Below are 16,235 nucleotides of genomic sequence, written 5' to 3'. Positions count from 1 at the left end.
GCGTCTGGTGCTGCAGGGATACTTAGGCTTATTCCGCAGGTGGCGTCGCCGGCAGCGGCAGATGCATCCGCATCGTCGTGCCCCGACCGCCCAGGCCCTCGTCCACGCTGACCCGGCCGCCGTGCGCGCCCACCATGCCATGACAGATCGCCAGGCCCAGGCCGGTGCCCTGGCCGCCCCGATCACCGCGCGCGGCGGTATAGAACATGTCGAAGATCCGCGAGCGGTCTTCCGGCGGAATGCCCGGGCCTTCATCGGCCACGGCGATCTGCAACTCGCCGTCCTGGCGCTCCAGGCAGATCTCCAGGCGCCCACCGGGTGCGGAGAAGCGGATGGCGTTCTCCAGCACATTGACCAGGGCCTGTTCGATCAGCGCCGGATGCACCCAGAGGAGAGGCAAGCCCGGCTCGATCCGGGTGTCCACCTGCAGCCCGGTTAGCAGGGGCTGCAGACGCTGCAAGGCGCTGGCGAGAATGTCGCCGGGATCGACCCAGTCGCGGGCCAATTGCAGGCTGCCGTGGCCCAGGCGGGTCATGTCCAGCAGATTCTGGATATAGCGGTCGAGGCGCTCGGCCTCCTGGCGGGTAGCCTCCAGCAGCTCCTGGCGATCGCTGGCGGGAATGGCCTCACCCAGGGTGGCGAGGGCATCGATGGAGCCACGCATCACCGTCAGCGGGGTGCGCAGGTCGTGGGATACCGAGGCCAGCAGGGCGCTGCGCAGCTGTTCGGTCTCGCCGTGCAGGCGGGCGGCTTCCAGGTCTTCGCTGAGACGAACCCGGGCCAGGGCCTGGGCCAGCGGCTGCGCCAGGCTGGCCAGCTGACGACGTTCGTCGTGATCCAGCGGCTGGGCGTCGTCGCAGCGCACGCCCAGGACGGCGAGGCTGCCGCTCTCGGCCAGCAGCGGCCACCACCACCAGCGACCGGACGGCAGGGTGTCGGTACCGCAACCGGCTGGCTTTTCCTGCTTCCAGGCCCACTCGGCGGCAATGCGCTCGTTATCGGCCAGGGCCAGATCTGCGGGCTGGGTCGCCAGCCGTTCGCCGTCTTCGGGCAACAGCAGGCAGACGTACCGAGTGGTGGTGCCCAGCTGCTTGAAGGTCACGCTGACCACCGCCTGGCGGTCGCTGGCGGCGCTCAGCTGGCGAGTGAAATCCAGCAGCGCCAGGGTCTCGCGTTGGGTCAGGCGCAGCGCCTGCAGCTGTCGCCGCTGGCGTGCGGCCAGGTTGCCGGTGAGCAGGGCCATCAGCAGGAAAAAGGCCAGGGTGAGTACATCCTGCTCGCGATTGATGGTCAGCGAGAAGGCAGGAGGTATGAACAGGACGTCATAGGCGACAAAGCCCAGCAGCGCGCAGAACAGCGCCGGACCGCGACTGCTGCGTACCGCCACCAGCAGGACGGCCGCGAGAAAGATCAGCGAGATGTTGGGTAGCTCCAGCAACCCGGAAAGGCCTTCGGCGATGGCCGCGGCCACGCCCGTCGCCAGGATGGCAACGCCATAGGGGCCAGGTTTCAGGGTTCGCCGGGGGCGCGTGGTGGGTGGAGCGTCGCGGTCCAGGTCGAGAATGGCGATCTCCAGCCCCTGTGCCAGGCGCAACAGGCGGCTGGCCAGGCGACGCCTCAGGCTGAAGCCGCGCGGGCGGCCGCGGCCAATCAGCAGCACGCTGGCGCGCTGGTCGCGGGCATGACGGACCAGCGCCCGGGCGGGATCGCTGTCTCTCAGGGTCAGCACCTCGCCGCCGAGCCGTTCGGCCAGGCGCTGGCTGGCTTGCAGGTTGGCGCGGGCGGCATCGTCCAGCGGCTGGCCGGTGTCGACGTGGACGAGGGTCCAGGGCAGGTGGCGCTGGTCGGCCAGGCGGCTGGCGTGGCGCACCAGGCGTTCCGCCGAAGGGGCGGTGCCAGCGCCGACGATCAGCCGGCCCAGCAGCGGCGGCGCGGCCTGGCCCTGCTGGCGGTATCTCAGGGCGAGCGCCGAATCCACCTGGGCCGCAGCCGTGCGCATGGCCAGTTCACGCAGGACGGTGAGGTTGGTCTGGCTGAAGAAGGCGTCGATGGCGGCACGGGCCTGCTCGGGTACATAGACCTTGCCCTCGCGCAGGCGCTCCAGCAGTTCTCGCGGTGGCAGGTCGATGAGCACCAGGTCATCGGCATCGAGCAGCACCTGGTCCGGTACCGTCTCGCGAACCTGCACGCCGGTGATGTCGCGCACCTCGTCGTTGAGACTTTCCAGGTGCTGGACGTTGACCGTGGTGTAGACGTGGATCCCGGCGGCCAGCAGATCCTCCACGTCCTGCCAACGCTTGGCATGGCGACTGCCGGAGGCGTTGCTGTGGGCCAGTTCGTCGACCAGCACCAGCTCCGGCGGATCGGCCAGCAGGCCTTCCAGATCCAGTTCGGTGAGCTTGAGGCCACGGTGCTCCACCCGTCGCAAAGGTTGCTGCGGCAGGCCGGCGAGGAGGGCGGCGGTCTCCCGGCGCCCATGGGTCTCGACGATGCCGGCCCGTACCCGGCGGCCCTGGCGCAGGGCGGTCTGGGCCGCCTGCAGCATGGCGTAGGTCTTGCCGACACCCGGCGCCGCCCCGAGGAAGACCTTGAGGCGACCACGCCCTTCGCGGTGTTCGGCGAGCAGCGCCTCGGCGCGCCCGGTGTTGTCAGTCATGGGGCCAGTTCCGCCAGGGCCAGATTGAGAAGCAGGACATTAACCGTTGCCGGTCCGATGCGCGAGGTGCGTGTCTGCTCGCGTACCAGGGCTTCCAGCCGCTCCGGTGGGAGGCCGCGCGCGGCGGCGATACGGGCGATCTGGTAGCGGGCGCCGGCCGGGGTGAGGTCAGGATCCAGGCCGCTGGCGGAGGTGGTCACCAGTTCCTGGGGCACCGGGCCCTGGCCGGCCACCTGCACGTCGGGGAGCGCCTTCTCGATCCGCTCGCGCAACGCTGGCGCCGACTGCGCCAGGTTGCTGGCGCTGCTGGAGACGGTGGCGTAGTCGCCGGCCGAAGGACGCGGCTGGAACCACTCGGAACCGGTGAATTGCTGGGCGATCAGGCGGGAGCCGATGACGCTGCCGTCGTTGCGGCGGATCAGGCTGCCGCCGGCCTGGTCGGCGAACAACGTCTGGCCGAGCACCGTCACCAACAAGGGATAGACGCCGCCGGTGAGGGCCGTGAGCAGCAGGAGCATCAGCACGGCGGAACGGAGTTGCATGAGCATGGCAGTCTCCTCAGACCAGACCCAGGGCGCCGAGCGCCAGGTCGATAGCTTTGATGCCGATGAAGGGCACGGCGATGCCGCCCAGCCCATAGATCAACAGGTTGCGGCGCAAGAGGGCGGCAGCGCTGGCGGCCTTGACCCGCACCCCGCGCAATGCCAGGGGAATCAGCGCGACGATGATCAGGGCGTTGAACACGATGGCCGAGAGGATGGCGCTCTGCGGACTGGCCAGGTGCATCACGTTGAGCGCGTTCAGCTGCGGATAGATGCCGGCGAACAGCGCCGGCAGGATGGCGAAGTACTTGGCCACGTCGTTGGCCACCGAAAAGGTGGTCAGGGCGCCGCGGGTCACCAGCAGCTCCTTGCCCACCTGCACCACGTCGAGCAGCTTGGTAGGGTCCGAATCCAGGTCCACCAGGTTGGCGGCCTCGCGGGCGGCCTGGGTGCCGTCGTTCATCGCCATGCCCACATCGGCCTGGGCCAGGGCCGGGGCGTCGTTGGCGCCGTCGCCGCACATGGCCACCAGCTTGCCTTCGGCCTGTTCGCTGCGGATGCGCTCCAGCTTCTTCTCCGGGGTAGCTTCAGCGATGACATCGTCCACGCCCGCCTCGGCGGCGATGGCGGTGGCGGTCAGGGGGTTGTCGCCGGTCACCATCACGGTGCGGATGCCGAGGGTACGCAGCTCGGCGAAGCGCTCGCGAATCCCCGGCTTGACCACGTCCTTGAGGTGGATGGCGCCCAGCAGCCGGCCTTCTCCGCAGACCAGCAGCGGGGTACCGCCACTCTTGGCGATGGTCTCGATCTCCCGGGCCAGCACCTCCGGCAGGTCGGCGCGGGTCTGGCCGAGAAACATCAGCACGGCGTCCACTGCCCCCTTGCGGTACTCACGGCCCTGCCAGTCGATGCCCGACAGGCGCGTCTCGGCGCTGAAGGGGATGGGCGCGACCTGGGCGCGTGGCGGCTCTTCCAGCGGGTGCAGGTTGCGCAGGTACTTAACTACCGAGCGGCCTTCCGGGGTCTCGTCGGCCAGCGAGGCATAGAGGGCACCCTCGGCCAGGGCCTTGGGGGTGATGCCCTGGGCGGCATACAGGGCGCTGCAGCGGCGGTTGCCGAAGGTAATGGTGCCGGTCTTGTCCAGCAGCAGGGTATGGACGTCCCCGGCGGCCTCCACGGCGCGACCCGAGGTGGCGATCACGTTCAGCCGCACCAGGCGATCCATGCCGGCGATGCCGATGGCCGAGAGCAAACCGCCGATGGTGGTGGGGATCAGCGTCACCAGCAGGGCCACCAGGAACAGCAGCGGCAGCTCGCCACCGGCCAGGGCGGCGAAGGGCTGCAGGGTCACCACCACCAGCAGGAAGATCAGCGTCAGGCCGATCAGCAGGATGTCCAGCGCGACCTCGTTGGGGGTCTTCTGGCGCTTGGCGCCTTCCACCAGGGCGATCATGCGGTCCAGGGTCGATTCGCCGGGGTTGGCGGTGATGCGCACCCGGATCCAGTCCGACACCACGCGGGTATTGCCGGTGACGGCTGAGCGGTCGCCGCCGGATTCGCGAATCACCGGCGCCGATTCCCCGGTAATGGCCGCCTCGTTGACCGCGGCCACGCCCTCGATGATCTCGCCGTCGCCGGGGATCAGTTCGCCGGCTTCCACCCGCACGATCTGGCCCTTGCGCAACGAACTGGCCGGCACCATCCGGTGCTCGCCGTTTTCCTCAAGGCGTGCGGCGAGATTCTGGCCAATGCCCTTGAGGCTGTCGGCGCGGGCCTTGCCGCGGCCTTCGGCGAGGGCTTCGGCGAAGTTGGCGAACAGCAGGGTGAACCACAGCCAGAGGGTGATCTGCACCGCCACCCCGGTGCTGACGCCATTGTTCGGCGCCAGGCACAGCAGGGTGGAGAACAGCGCGGTGATCTCCACCACGAACATTACCGGCGAGCGGATCTGCTGCCGTGGGTCGAGCTTGACGAAGGCCTGCCGCAGCGCCTGGCGCCAGAGGGTGCCAGGAGTGGGCGTGGGCAGGGTGTGGGTCTGGGCATCCATTTCAGCGGACTCCGAACAGTTGCAGATGGTCGGCGATCGGCCCCAGGGCGAGCGTCGGCAGGAAGGTCAGGCCTCCCACCAGCAGCAGGGTGATCACCAGCAGGGTGACGAACAGCGGGCCGTGGGTGGGGAAGCTGTTGGGGCCGAGCGGGACGGCGCGCTTGGCCGCCAGGCTGCCGGCAATGGCCAGGACCGGCAGGATGTAGCCGAAGCGACCGATCAGCAGCGCCAGGCTCAGCATGAGGTTATGGAAGGGCGTATTGGCGCCGAACCCACCAAAGGCCGAGCCGTTGTTGGCCGTGGCCGAGGTGTAGGCATAGAGCAGCTGGCTGAAGCCATGGGGGCCCGTGGCCGCGATGCCAGCTACACCAGCCGGGACGCTGGCGGCGATGGCGCCCAGCACCAGCACGCCCAGCGGCATCACCAGCAGGGTCGCCACCAACAGCCGCACCTCGGGTGCCTCCAGCTTCTTGCCCAGGTACTCCGGCGTGCGGCCGACCATGAGGCCGGCGATGAAGACGGCGATCAGCACGTTGAGCAGCATGCCGTAGAGACCGGCCCCGACGCCGCCGAATATCACCTCGCCGAGCATCATGTTGAACAGCGCGATCAGTCCGGTCAGGGGTGCCAGGCTGTCGTGCATGGCATTCACCGAGCCGTTGGACGCGGCGGTGGTCACCGTCGCCCAGAGTGCGGAGGCAGTCCCGCCCAGGCGCGTTTCCAGGCCTTCCATCGAGGCTCCCTGGGTGATCGCCAGATTGGCCAGGGCCGGGTTGGCCTGGCTCTGTGCGGCGATGGCGACCGTGGCGCCGATGGCCAGCAGGCCGAACATGGCGGCGAAAATCGCCCAGCTCTGCCGCCGATCCTTGACGTAGTGACCGAAGCTGAATACCAGTGCCGCCGGGATCATGAGGATGGCGGACAGCTCCAGCAGATCACTGAGCGCCGTGGGATTCTCGAAGGGATGCGCGGAGTTGACACCAAAGAATCCGCCGCCATTGGTGCCCAGCTGCTTGATGGCGATCTGGCTGGCGGCTGGCCCCAGCGGCAGCGTCTGGGTCGCGCCCTGCAGGGTGGTGGCGTCGACATAGGGCATGAAGGTCTGGGGCACGCCCTGCCAGATCAGCAGCAGTGCCAACGGCAGGCACAACGGCAGCAGGATATAGAAGACCACCCGGAACAGGTCGACCCAGAAATTACCGATCTCCTGGGTGCTACGCCGGGCGATGCCGCGCGCCAGGGCGGCGAGCACCGCCACGCCTACCGAGGCGCTGACGAAGTTCTGCACGCCCAGGCCGACCATCTGGCTGAAGTAGCTTAGCGAGGCCTCGCCGCTGTAGGCCTGCCAGTTGGTGTTGGTCACGAAACTGATGGCGGTGTTCAGCGCAAGCGTCCACTCCAGGCCAGGCCGCTGCTGCGGATTGAGTGGCAGACCGCCCTGCAGCAGCAGGATGGCGAACAGCAGCGCGATTCCCAGCCCGTTGAACAGCACCAGGGCGATGGCATAGGTGCGCCAGTCCTGGCCACGGCCGTCGGTGCCCGCCACCTTTAGCGTCAGGCGCTCCAGGGGCGTGCCGACAAAGCTCAGCCAGGTCCGCTCGCCTTCCAGCGCACGGTAGAAGTAGCGCCCCAGGAAGGGCGCGGGAAGAAAGGTCAGGGCCAGGAAGGCCAGGATCAGGAACGCGGCGTGGCTGTCCATGCCGCCTCCCTAGGAGCGGCCGGCGCGCAACAGCGCCGCCAGCAGATAGACGAACAGACCCAGTGCCAGAAGCAGGGCCAGAAGATTCCAGGGGGTCATCACGAGTTCTCCAGAGACGGCAGCTGCCGCGTGGAGAAATTGTCGGGAGGAGGGGCGTAAAGAAGCGAGGCGGGGAAGGTTGGCGGGGCGTAAAGAAAGCGTTAAATCGGCCCCACCCGCCAGTGCTGGCGGGGCCTGGAGACTATTGCTTGGGTGCGTTCTGCTGTTCTTCCTTGGCCTTCTTGTTGGCCTCGTGGTGACCAATGGCGCAGCCTGCGGCGGCACCGGCAACGCCGTGACCCCCGGCGACATGGCCCGCGGCGCCGCCGACCACGGCGCCCTTGACGCAACCGGCAGCGAAGGTGGCCTGGCTGGCGCCGAGTAGCAGAGCGGAAAGGGCAAGGGTAGGCAGGAGCTTCATGGTGGCGACCTCTCGTGGGTGCGAAGTAATGTTCTGTAACAATTGACCTTGAAGAGCCTCGCCAGTTCTCCCGCGCTACACCTTGGCCACTAGGTCGCCCTGGACTTCACCAGTCACCTGGGTCGTCAGCAGACTATCGATATCGCGGTCAAGGGCCGCTCCTACAGCCATACCTGAAGCTGTAGGAGCGGCCCATGGCCGCGATACGGACTGTGGGCTTGGGGAGAACGTGAAGAGTCTGCGTTAAAGCCGTCTCAGGCGTCGTGCGAGCGGCTGCTTCGATGGGTGGTCATGATGCTGATAGCGACTCCTGGAATGCGCCTTATCGCATTCAGGAATGACCGTGCTGCTGTTCTTCCTTCGCCTTCGCCGCCAGGTGATGGCCGATGACACAGCCGGCGGCTGCCCCGGCGATGGCGTGGTGACCGGCCACATGTCCCGCCACGCCGCCAACCACGGCGCCCTTGATACAACCCGCTGCCATCGTCGTCTGGCCGAGACCGAGCAACAGGGTGGATAGGCTCACGATGACAAGACGTTTCATGGGGTGATCTCGGTAGAAGGACAACTTGAGAGTAGGGCGTCTGGGTTAACCGCCGCTTAAGACCGGCTCGGGGGAAGGAGCCGTCCTGGCGAGCCAGGATCGCGGCGCATAAAAAAACCGCCCCGAGGGGCGGTTTTTCAGTACCGCAGGCTGGCGTCAGACTTCGACGGCGGCGATACGGGCCTTCTCGGCGCTTTCACGGAATTCGGCGATCTGGTCGAAGCTCAGGTAGCGGTAGACGTCCGCTGCCATGCTGTCGATGCTCTTCGCGTATTCCATGTACTCCTCGACGCTAGGCAGCTTGCCCAGGATCGAAGCCACTGCGGCCAGTTCCGCCGAGGCCAGGTAGACGTTGGCGCCGTCGCCCAGGCGGTTGGGGAAGTTACGGGTGGAGGTGGAGACCACGGTGGCGTTGGCGGCCACACGTGCCTGGTTGCCCATGCACAGCGAGCAGCCCGGCATTTCCATGCGCGCGCCAGCCTTGCCGTAGATGCCGTAGTAGCCTTCCTCGGTCAGCTGGTGCTGGTCCATCTTGGTCGGCGGCGACAGCCACAGGCGGGTCGGAATCGAGCCCTTGACCTTGTCCAGCAGCTTGCCGGCAGCGCGGAAGTGACCGATGTTGGTCATGCAGGAACCGATGAACACCTCGTCGATCTTGTCGCCGGCCACCTGGGACAGCAGGCGGGCGTCGTCCGGATCGTTGGGCGCGCACAGGACCGGCTCGTTGACCTCGGCCAGGTCGATCTCGATGACTTCGCTGTATTCGGCATCGGCATCGGCAGCCAGCAGTTCCGGGTTGGCGATCCAGGCTTCCATGGCGCGCGCGCGGCGCTCCAGGGTACGGGGATCACCGTAGCCTTCCTCGATCATCCAGCGCAGCAGGGTGATGTTGGACTGCAGGTACTCGGTGATGGACTCGGGCGACAGCTTGATGGTGCAGCCGGCAGCGGAGCGCTCGGCGGAGGCATCGGACAGCTCGAACGCCTGCTCCACGGTCAGGTCTTCCAGGCCTTCGATCTCGAGGATGCGGCCGGAGAAGATGTTCTTCTTGCCCTTCTTCTCGACGGTCAGCAGGCCCTTCTGGATGGCGTAGTAGGGGATGGCATGCACCAGGTCACGCAGGGTGATCCCGGGCTGCATCTTGCCCTTGAAGCGCACCAGTACCGACTCGGGCATGTCCAGCGGCATCACGCCGGTGGCAGCGGCGAAGGCCACCAGGCCCGAACCGGCCGGGAAGGAGATGCCGATCGGGAAGCGGGTGTGGGAATCGCCACCGGTGCCGACGGTGTCGGGCAGCAGCATGCGGTTCAGCCAGCTGTGGATGATGCCGTCGCCAGGACGCAGGGAGACACCGCCACGGGTACGGATGAAATCCGGCAGAGTGTGGTGGGTCTTGACGTCGATGGGCTTGGGATAGGCCGCGGTGTGGCAGAAGGACTGCATCACCAGGTCGGCGGAGAAGCCCAGGCAGGCCAGGTCCTTCAGCTCGTCACGGGTCATCGGGCCAGTGGTGTCCTGGGAGCCGACGGTGGTCATCTTCGGCTCGCAGTAGGTGCCGGGGCGCACGCCCTCGACGCCGCAGGCCTTGCCGACCATCTTCTGCGCCAGGGTGTAGCCCTTGGTGCTCTCGGCCGGCTGGTCCGGCTTGTTGAACAGGTCGGACGGGCCCATGCCCAGTTCGGCGCGCGCCTTCTCGGTCAGGCCGCGGCCGACGATCAGCGGGATACGGCCGCCGGCGCGGACTTCGTCCAGCAGCACGGGGGTCTTGAGTTCGAAGGTGGCGACGATTTCATCGCTGCCATGGCGGGTGACCTTGCCAGCCTTGGGGTAGACGTCGATGACGTCGCCCATTTCCAGGGCGGACACGTCGAACTCGATCGGCAGGGCGCCGGCGTCTTCCATGGTGTTGTAGAAGATCGGGGCGATCTTGGAACCGAAGCAGAAGCCGCCCGCGCGCTTGTTGGGCACGTAGGGGATGTCGTCGCCGAAGAACCACAGCACCGAGTTGGTGGCGGACTTGCGGGAAGAGCCGGTACCGACCACGTCACCGACGTAGGCGACCGGGAAGCCCTTGGCACGTACTTCCTCGATCTGCTTCAGCGGACCGATGCTGCCTTGCTGCTCGGGCACGATGCCGTCGCGAGCCATCTTCAGCATGGCCAGGGCGTGCAGCGGGATGTCCGGACGCGACCAGGCGTCGGGCGCGGGGGAAAGGTCGTCGGTGTTGGTTTCGCCAGGCACCTTGAACACGGTCAGGGTGTACTTCTCGGCAATTTCCGGACGCTTCTTGTACCACTCGCCTTCGGCCCAGGATTGCAGGACAGCCTTGGCGTGGGTGTTGCCGGCCTTGGCCTTCTCGGCCACGTCGTGGAAGGCGTCGAACATCAGCAGGGTGTGCTTGAGTTGCTCGGCGGCCACGGCGGCCAGTTCGGCATCGTCCAGCAGCTCGACCAGCGTGGCGATGTTGTAGCCGCCTTGCATGGTGCCTAGCAGTTCAGTGGCACGCTGCTTGGAGATCAGTGGGGACTGGGCCTCGCCCTTGGCGACGGCGGAGAGGAAGCCGGCCTTGACGTAGGCGGCTTCGTCGACGCCCGGCGGGACGCGGTTGGTAATGAGGTCGACGAGGAAGGCTTCCTCACCGGCAGGGGGATTCTTCAGCAGTTCGACCAGACCGGCCGTTTGCTCGGCGTTCAGCGGCTGGGGCACGATGCCTTGGGCGGCACGCTCTTCTACGTGGTTACGATAGGCTTCAAGCACGGGTTGACCCTCATCAGTGGTCCAATATTGCGTCCGGGGGCTGGCGCCCCGAAATGTATCCGGCAGGGTATGACGGGGGAGGCTGCGGGCAGGACCGCCGTCGCGCCGGACGCATTCCGCTAGAAGCTGTTTTCAAAGTTTTACGCCGGCTCCTGCTGGGCAGGTCGGGCAGCAGGGCGGTTGATGAGGCCGCCGCTGCCCGGAGGGTCGCCGGAAACTTTGCTCGTGACGCTTTGAAAACAGCTTCGTATCGGACATTGCGCCTATAAGGCTGCCTAATTCTACGCCAAGCCTCTGGCGAAGTTAAGCGCTGCGTTGTCGCATCGTGTGCGTCACGAGGTTGGACCCTGGCGGTAGCCTAGCGGCCGAGATGCGCGAAGCGTCCGGTGAAGGGCTTGGCGATGGGGTAGGCCAGATCGCCGTGCTTGCTGGTCCCCAGGCCCAGGTCGACCAGCGACTCGGCCAGCTTGACCGCGGCGCTGACGCCTTCGATCACCGGGACGCCGATGGCCTCGCTCAGGGCTTCGCGCAGATCGGCCATGCCGCCGCAGCCCAGCACGATGGCGCCGGCACCTTCCTCGTCACGCGCCCGACGCCCTTCGGCGGCGATCAGCTCGATCAGGCTGTCGTCCGCGTCTTCCAGTGCCAGCACCGGCAGATCGATGCAGCGCACCGAGGTGCACAGCTCGGCGAAGCCATATCGCTGCAGCAGATGCTCGGCAATGATGCGCGTACGGGTGAGGGTGGTCACCACGGCGAAGCGGGTGGCCAGCAGGCTGGCCAGATGGAAACCGGCCTCGGCGATGCCGAGCACTGGCCCCTTGGCCATTTCCCGTGCCGCGAGCAGGCCTGGATCGCCAAAGCAGGCGATGACATGGGCGGCGCAGCCGGCTTCGACGCCCTTGCGCATCTCCTCGATCACTCCGACCGCGGCCACCGCCTCGTCATAGTGACTTTCGATGGAGACCGGGCCGGCTTCGGGATTGCTGGCGAGAATGGTGGTGCCCGGGCGGGCGATGGCCTGGGCTGCGCGGCCGATCTTGGCGGTCATGCCGGCGCTGGTATTGGGGTTGATGACCTGAATCTGCATGGGACGCCTCAACTGCGTTTGAAGATGCTGCGGAAATCGGGCTCGGCGGCCACGGGCCGGTCGATCCTGAGGGATTCACGGATCAGGCGCAGGTGCTGCGCCATCCAGTCGCTGGCGGCCGCGCCTTGGCCCTCGGCGAGCAGGTCCAGCAGCTCGCCGTGCTGGCCGCAATCGCAGCCCAGACTGTGGCGTGAGCCATAGATGGCGATCAGCAGCGATGAGCGACTGGCCAGCTGGGCGACCTGTTCGGTCAGTACCTGATTGTCGGCCAGGGCCGCGAGTTCGACGTGGAAGCGCGCGGACAGCTGGATCGCCAGGCTATGGCGCCCGCCATGCTGGGCCTCGTGCTCCTCGCTACAGAGTTGCCGCAAGGGCGCCAGTTGGGCGCTGTCGACCCGGGCGGCCACCAGGGGCATCAAGGCGGGTTCGATCAGTTGGCGCGCAGCCAGGATGTCCTGGGCTTCCTTGGCGGTGGGTTGGGCGACCTGGGCGCCGCGATTGGCGCGCAAGGTCACCAGCCGCTCCAGGGCCAGCCGCTGCAGCACCTTGCGAATACCGGTGCGGCTGATGCCGAAGGTCTCCGCCAGGGTGTCTTCCGGCAGTCGAGTGCCTGGGGTCAGTCGATGCTCGACGATGGCGTCGAGAATGTCCTGGTAGATCCGCTCGTCCCGGGGAGAGGCGGCAACGGCGAGTGGTGAAGGGGCTGCACCCATGGGCTGACTCCGGCGATTTGGATGAATTGTATACAGAAATGCCGCGCGCGACGATGGGTGAGAAACACCACCCCTGTGCGCCAAGGTAGCGCCTGGCTGCCACCAAACGCCCCAGGGAAGTGCGTTTCTGGTAGCACTCTAAGACCCATGGCAAAGCGCTTCATTCAGAAAATCTGTTGTAGGGCCAGGAAGTTAACGCCTTTCCGAAGTAGCTGGCACGGTCCCTGCCTGGCGGATTGTATACAAGACCAGATGGGCCCGTATGCAGGTGCCTGTCACCACGGAGGAGGCGATCCATGACCCAGCAGCGTCCCGCGGGCTATAGCCCACGTCTGTATAACGAAGATCTCGGGCCGGTCGAGCAGAAGTGGAGCTGGTACAACATCTTCGCCTTCTGGATGAGTGACGTGCACAGCGTCGGTGGCTACGTCTTCGCCGCCAGCCTGTTCGCCTTGGGCCTGGCCAGTTGGCAGGTGTTGATCGCCTTGCTAGTGGGCATCTGCATCATTCAGGTGATCGCCAATCTCGTCGCGCGGCCCAGCCAGCAAGCCGCCGTACCCTATCCGGTGATCTGCCGCCTGGCCTTCGGCGTCTTTGGCGCGAACATCCCGGCAGTGATCCGGGGCCTGATCGCAGTGGCCTGGTACGGCATTCAGACCTATCTCGCCTCCAGCGCGCTGGTCATCGTGGTGCTCAGATTCTTTCCAGCCCTGGCCGCCTTTGGCGACACCAGCTTTCTGGGGCTGTCCTATCTCGGCTGGATGGGCTTCCTCACCCTTTGGGTGCTGCAGGCCTGCGTCTTCTGGGCGGGCATGGACTCCATCCGCCGTTTCATCGACTGGGCCGGTCCCGCCGTCTATGCGGTGATGTTCCTGCTCGCCGCCTGGATTGTCTGGCGCGCCGGCTGGAGCAACATCAGCTTCACCCTGGCGGAAAAGCAGCCCACCGGCTGGGCCGCGTTCTGGCAGGTGATCATGGCCATCGCCCTGGTAGTGTCCTATTTCTCCGGTCCCACCCTCAACTTCGGGGACTTCAGTCGTTATTGCCGTTCCATGCAGGACGTGCGTCGGGGTAACTTCTGGGGCCTGCCGATCAACTTCCTGGCCTTTTCGCTGGTCACCGTGGTGATCGTCTCCGGCACCTTGCCGGTGTTTGGCGAGATGATCCACGATCCCATCGCCACCGTGGCCCGTATCGACAACACCACCGCCGTGCTGCTGGGTGCCTTCACCTTCATCACCGCTACCATCGGCATCAACATCGTCGCCAACTTCGTCTCACCCGCCTTCGACTTCGCCAATATGGCGCCCAGCAAGATCAGCTGGCGCGCCGGTGGCATGATCGCCGCGGTGGCCTCGATCTTCATCACGCCCTGGAATCTGTTCAACAATCCCGAGGTGATCCATTACACCCTGGACGTGCTGGCCTCCTGCATCGGCCCGCTGTTCGGCATTCTGCTGGTGGACTACTACCTGCTGCGCAAAGGCCGGATCGAGGTCACTGCCCTGTTCGACGACACTCCCAAGGGTGCGTACTGGTACAGCGGTGGCGTCAATTGGGTCGCGGTGCAGGCACTGGTGGCGGCCGCGCTGATCGGGCTGTGCTTTACCTTCGTGCCCTGGTTCAAGCCGATCGCCAATTTCGCCTGGTTTACCGGCTGCTTCCTTGGCGGGCTGTTCTTCTATGCCTTGAGTCGGCGCAGCGCCAATCCGCTGTCGGTCCGGGGCGCGGCGGCAGTGTGATCGACCCGCTGATCCTGCAAGACCGGCACGGGTAACCCGCGCCGGTCATTGGCGTTTCCGGCTAGACTAGACGTTTTGCTCCAAGGCTTGCCGTCCATGCCCGCTCCTGTCATCAAGACGCCCTGCGTCGGCCTGTGCTCGACGATGTTCGGCGACCACGTCTGCCGTGGTTGCAAGAGATTCCACCACGAGGTGGTGAACTGGAATCTCTACGGCGAGGACGAGCGCCGCGCCGTCTGGGCGCGTCTCGAACTGCTGCTGGTGCAGGTGGTGTCGGCCAAGGTCGATGTCTTCGATCCGGCCTTGCTGCGTCAGCAGCTGCAGCAGCGCAGCATCCGCTTCCGACCGGACCAGTCGGAATATTGCTGGGCCTATCAGCTGCTGGCTCGCGGTGCGCGGCATATCCAGCAGCTGGATGCCTATGGTGTGCGCCTGCTGCCGGAATTTCGCGAGCGGCCCCTGGCCGATCTGCGTGACGCCATCGACCGGGAATTCTTTCTGCTCTCCGAAGCCCACTACGACCGCTACATCGCCCCGCGCTTCCTGCTCGAAGGCGTGGACAGTCGCGTCTGAGCGCTGGCAGGCGAGCGGCGCTGCCCAGGCGCGCGCCTTTCTCTATAATGCGCGGCTTTTGCACGGGATTACGCTGATGTCCTTGCCCGAGATGAACGAATTCCTCGGTTGCCGTACGCCGGATGCCTGGGTCGAAGCCGCGCTGCAGGATCTGCCGACGCTGCTGCAGGACCATGCCAACAACGAGAAGAAGGCCGCCGGCGCCGCCTTCCACTATCTGTTCACCTATTCCAATCGCGCCGAACTGTCCTGGAAGATGTCGCGCATCGCCCGCGAGGAGCTGCGGCACTTCGAGCAGGTGCTGCAGATCATGAAGCGTCGTGGCATCGAGCACCGCAATGTCAGCTCGGCGCGTTACGCCGGCGCCCTACGCAAGCTCTGTCGCAATCACGAGCCCCTGAAGCTGACCGACAGCCTGGTGATCGGGGCCTTCATCGAGTGTCGCTCCTGTGAGCGCTTCGGCGCCGTGGCGCCCCACCTGGACGAGGAGCTGGGCAAGTTCTACAGCGGCCTGCTGGCCTCCGAGGCGCGGCATTTTCAGGACTATCTCAAGCTCGCCTACCTCTATGGCGAGCGGGACGACGTCGATGCCAAGATCGCCGAGGTCCGCGCGCTGGAAGTGGAGCTGATCAGCTCCAGCGACCGCGAGATGAGATTCCACAGCGGTATTCCAACCGCTGCCTGAGTCGCGCTACTTGCAGGTCTTGGTCTGACCGACGTAGGGATTGCCGTGGCCCATGATGCAGGCCAGGCGCTGATTGCGCTGGCGCTCCCAGGCCTCGGGCGGGTACTGCTTGGTCCAGGCGCTGTAGAGCTGGCGGTCCTGCTTGGACAGGCGCAGGCCGTAGCGGTCGCTCATGTAGAAGTAGGTGCGAGCGACCATGCCGCGGATCTCCGGGCGCGGCATGGCGGTCTTGGCCTTGAAGTCCACCACCATCTGGCAGGCGCCGTACTGGGTCGCCTTTTGCGGCAGCCAGCCAAAGGCGAAATTGCTGCGGTCGCCATTGACCTCGCCCACCACCGGCACCAGGTTGAAGAGGTCGGCCTCGGCCTTCTGGTACACCGGGTCCTTGGCCGTGCAGTTCTTGCGACCGCCTTTCTGCCAGCACTGGCGCTGGTGGCCAATCACCCAGGCGGGGACGATGTGTTCCCATTCGATGCGACTGGCGCGCTGGGCGCTCTTGCGCGGGACGTAGCCACAGCTCTTGAGATCCACGGTCTTGCCGTTGTAGTGGCAACCGCAGTAGAAGTCCACGCCCTGCTTGGCATAGACCTTGGCTGCGACCACCTTGGCTTCGCTGAAGGTACGGGGCGGTTGAGGCGTCGCCAGGGCGCTCAGGGAAGCCAGGGTCAAACAGAACAGCAGGGCAGAGCGCAACGACATGGAGAATCCGTCCGAAAAGCGCGGATAC

The 16,235-nt window shown here is 66.3% G+C and carries 14 protein-coding genes; 3 read left to right on the top strand and 11 right to left on the bottom strand.

Annotated elements, in window-relative coordinates:
* Positions 1-28: 28 nt before the first annotated feature.
* The 10 genes from ACWPW1_RS12325 to ACWPW1_RS12280 form a co-directional block, all read right to left on the bottom strand.
* Positions 29-2,656 carry an ATP-binding protein gene (locus tag ACWPW1_RS12325; RefSeq protein WP_454253042.1) on the bottom strand — a complete coding sequence of 876 codons (2,628 nt, stop codon included), beginning with the start codon at positions 2,654-2,656 and terminating at the stop codon, positions 29-31.
* On the bottom strand, positions 2,653-3,204 hold the full coding sequence (gene kdpC / locus ACWPW1_RS12320) for a potassium-transporting ATPase subunit KdpC (RefSeq protein ID WP_454253041.1): 552 nt from the start codon (positions 3,202-3,204) through the stop codon (positions 2,653-2,655). The genes ACWPW1_RS12325 and kdpC overlap by 4 nt, the downstream gene beginning before the upstream one ends.
* Positions 3,205-3,214: 10 nt before the next feature.
* Complete coding sequence (gene kdpB, locus ACWPW1_RS12315; protein WP_454253040.1) at positions 3,215-5,245, bottom strand: potassium-transporting ATPase subunit KdpB; 2,031 nt, start codon at positions 5,243-5,245, stop codon at positions 3,215-3,217.
* Between the two features lies 1 nt (position 5,246).
* Positions 5,247-6,944, bottom strand: a complete 1,698-nt coding sequence (gene kdpA, locus ACWPW1_RS12310) for a potassium-transporting ATPase subunit KdpA (protein ID WP_454253039.1) — start codon at positions 6,942-6,944, stop codon at positions 5,247-5,249.
* A 9-nt stretch (positions 6,945-6,953) separates the two neighbouring features.
* Entirely contained in the window at positions 6,954-7,043 is a 90-nt protein-coding gene (locus tag ACWPW1_RS12305) for a potassium-transporting ATPase subunit F (RefSeq protein ID WP_017640468.1), read from the bottom strand.
* A 142-nt stretch (positions 7,044-7,185) separates the two neighbouring features.
* Positions 7,186-7,404, bottom strand: coding sequence for a hypothetical protein (locus ACWPW1_RS12300; protein WP_059315019.1), 219 nt, complete (start codon positions 7,402-7,404; stop codon positions 7,186-7,188).
* Between the two features lie 331 nt (positions 7,405-7,735).
* Positions 7,736-7,948, bottom strand: coding sequence for a hypothetical protein (locus ACWPW1_RS12295; protein ID WP_454253038.1), 213 nt, complete (start codon positions 7,946-7,948; stop codon positions 7,736-7,738).
* A 156-nt stretch (positions 7,949-8,104) separates the two neighbouring features.
* Positions 8,105-10,705: a bifunctional aconitate hydratase 2/2-methylisocitrate dehydratase gene (gene acnB / locus ACWPW1_RS12290; protein ID WP_271654973.1), complete on the bottom strand. Its 2,601-nt coding sequence runs from the start codon at positions 10,703-10,705 to the stop codon at positions 8,105-8,107.
* 358 nt (positions 10,706-11,063) lie between these two features.
* Positions 11,064-11,795, bottom strand: a complete 732-nt coding sequence (locus ACWPW1_RS12285; RefSeq protein WP_059315016.1) for an aspartate/glutamate racemase family protein — start codon at positions 11,793-11,795, stop codon at positions 11,064-11,066.
* 8 nt (positions 11,796-11,803) lie between these two features.
* Positions 11,804-12,508: an FCD domain-containing protein gene (locus tag ACWPW1_RS12280; protein ID WP_434774262.1), complete on the bottom strand. Its 705-nt coding sequence runs from the start codon at positions 12,506-12,508 to the stop codon at positions 11,804-11,806.
* A gap of 296 nt (positions 12,509-12,804) precedes the next feature.
* Between ACWPW1_RS12280 and ACWPW1_RS12275 the strand changes: the two genes are divergently transcribed.
* The 3 genes from ACWPW1_RS12275 to miaE all read left to right on the top strand — a co-directional run bounded on the left by ACWPW1_RS12275 (position 12,805) and on the right by miaE (position 15,508).
* On the top strand, positions 12,805-14,250 hold the full coding sequence (locus ACWPW1_RS12275; RefSeq protein ID WP_454253037.1) for an NCS1 family nucleobase:cation symporter-1: 1,446 nt from the start codon (positions 12,805-12,807) through the stop codon (positions 14,248-14,250).
* A gap of 96 nt (positions 14,251-14,346) precedes the next feature.
* Positions 14,347-14,823: a DUF1289 domain-containing protein gene (locus ACWPW1_RS12270; protein ID WP_271654970.1), complete on the top strand. Its 477-nt coding sequence runs from the start codon at positions 14,347-14,349 to the stop codon at positions 14,821-14,823.
* A gap of 73 nt (positions 14,824-14,896) precedes the next feature.
* Entirely contained in the window at positions 14,897-15,508 is a 612-nt protein-coding gene (gene miaE, locus ACWPW1_RS12265) for a tRNA-(ms[2]io[6]A)-hydroxylase (RefSeq protein WP_271655832.1), read from the top strand.
* A gap of 6 nt (positions 15,509-15,514) precedes the next feature.
* On the opposite strand, the gene ACWPW1_RS12260 is transcribed toward miaE, so the two are convergent.
* A complete protein-coding gene (locus tag ACWPW1_RS12260) occupies positions 15,515-16,207 on the bottom strand; it encodes an endonuclease (RefSeq protein WP_454253036.1) in 693 nt (230 codons plus the stop codon).
* Between the last annotated feature and the right edge of the window lie 28 nt (positions 16,208-16,235).

Source organism: Pseudomonas sp. Marseille-Q7302 (assembly GCF_965111925.1).
This window is presented reverse-complemented; position numbering and strand designations above follow the sequence as displayed.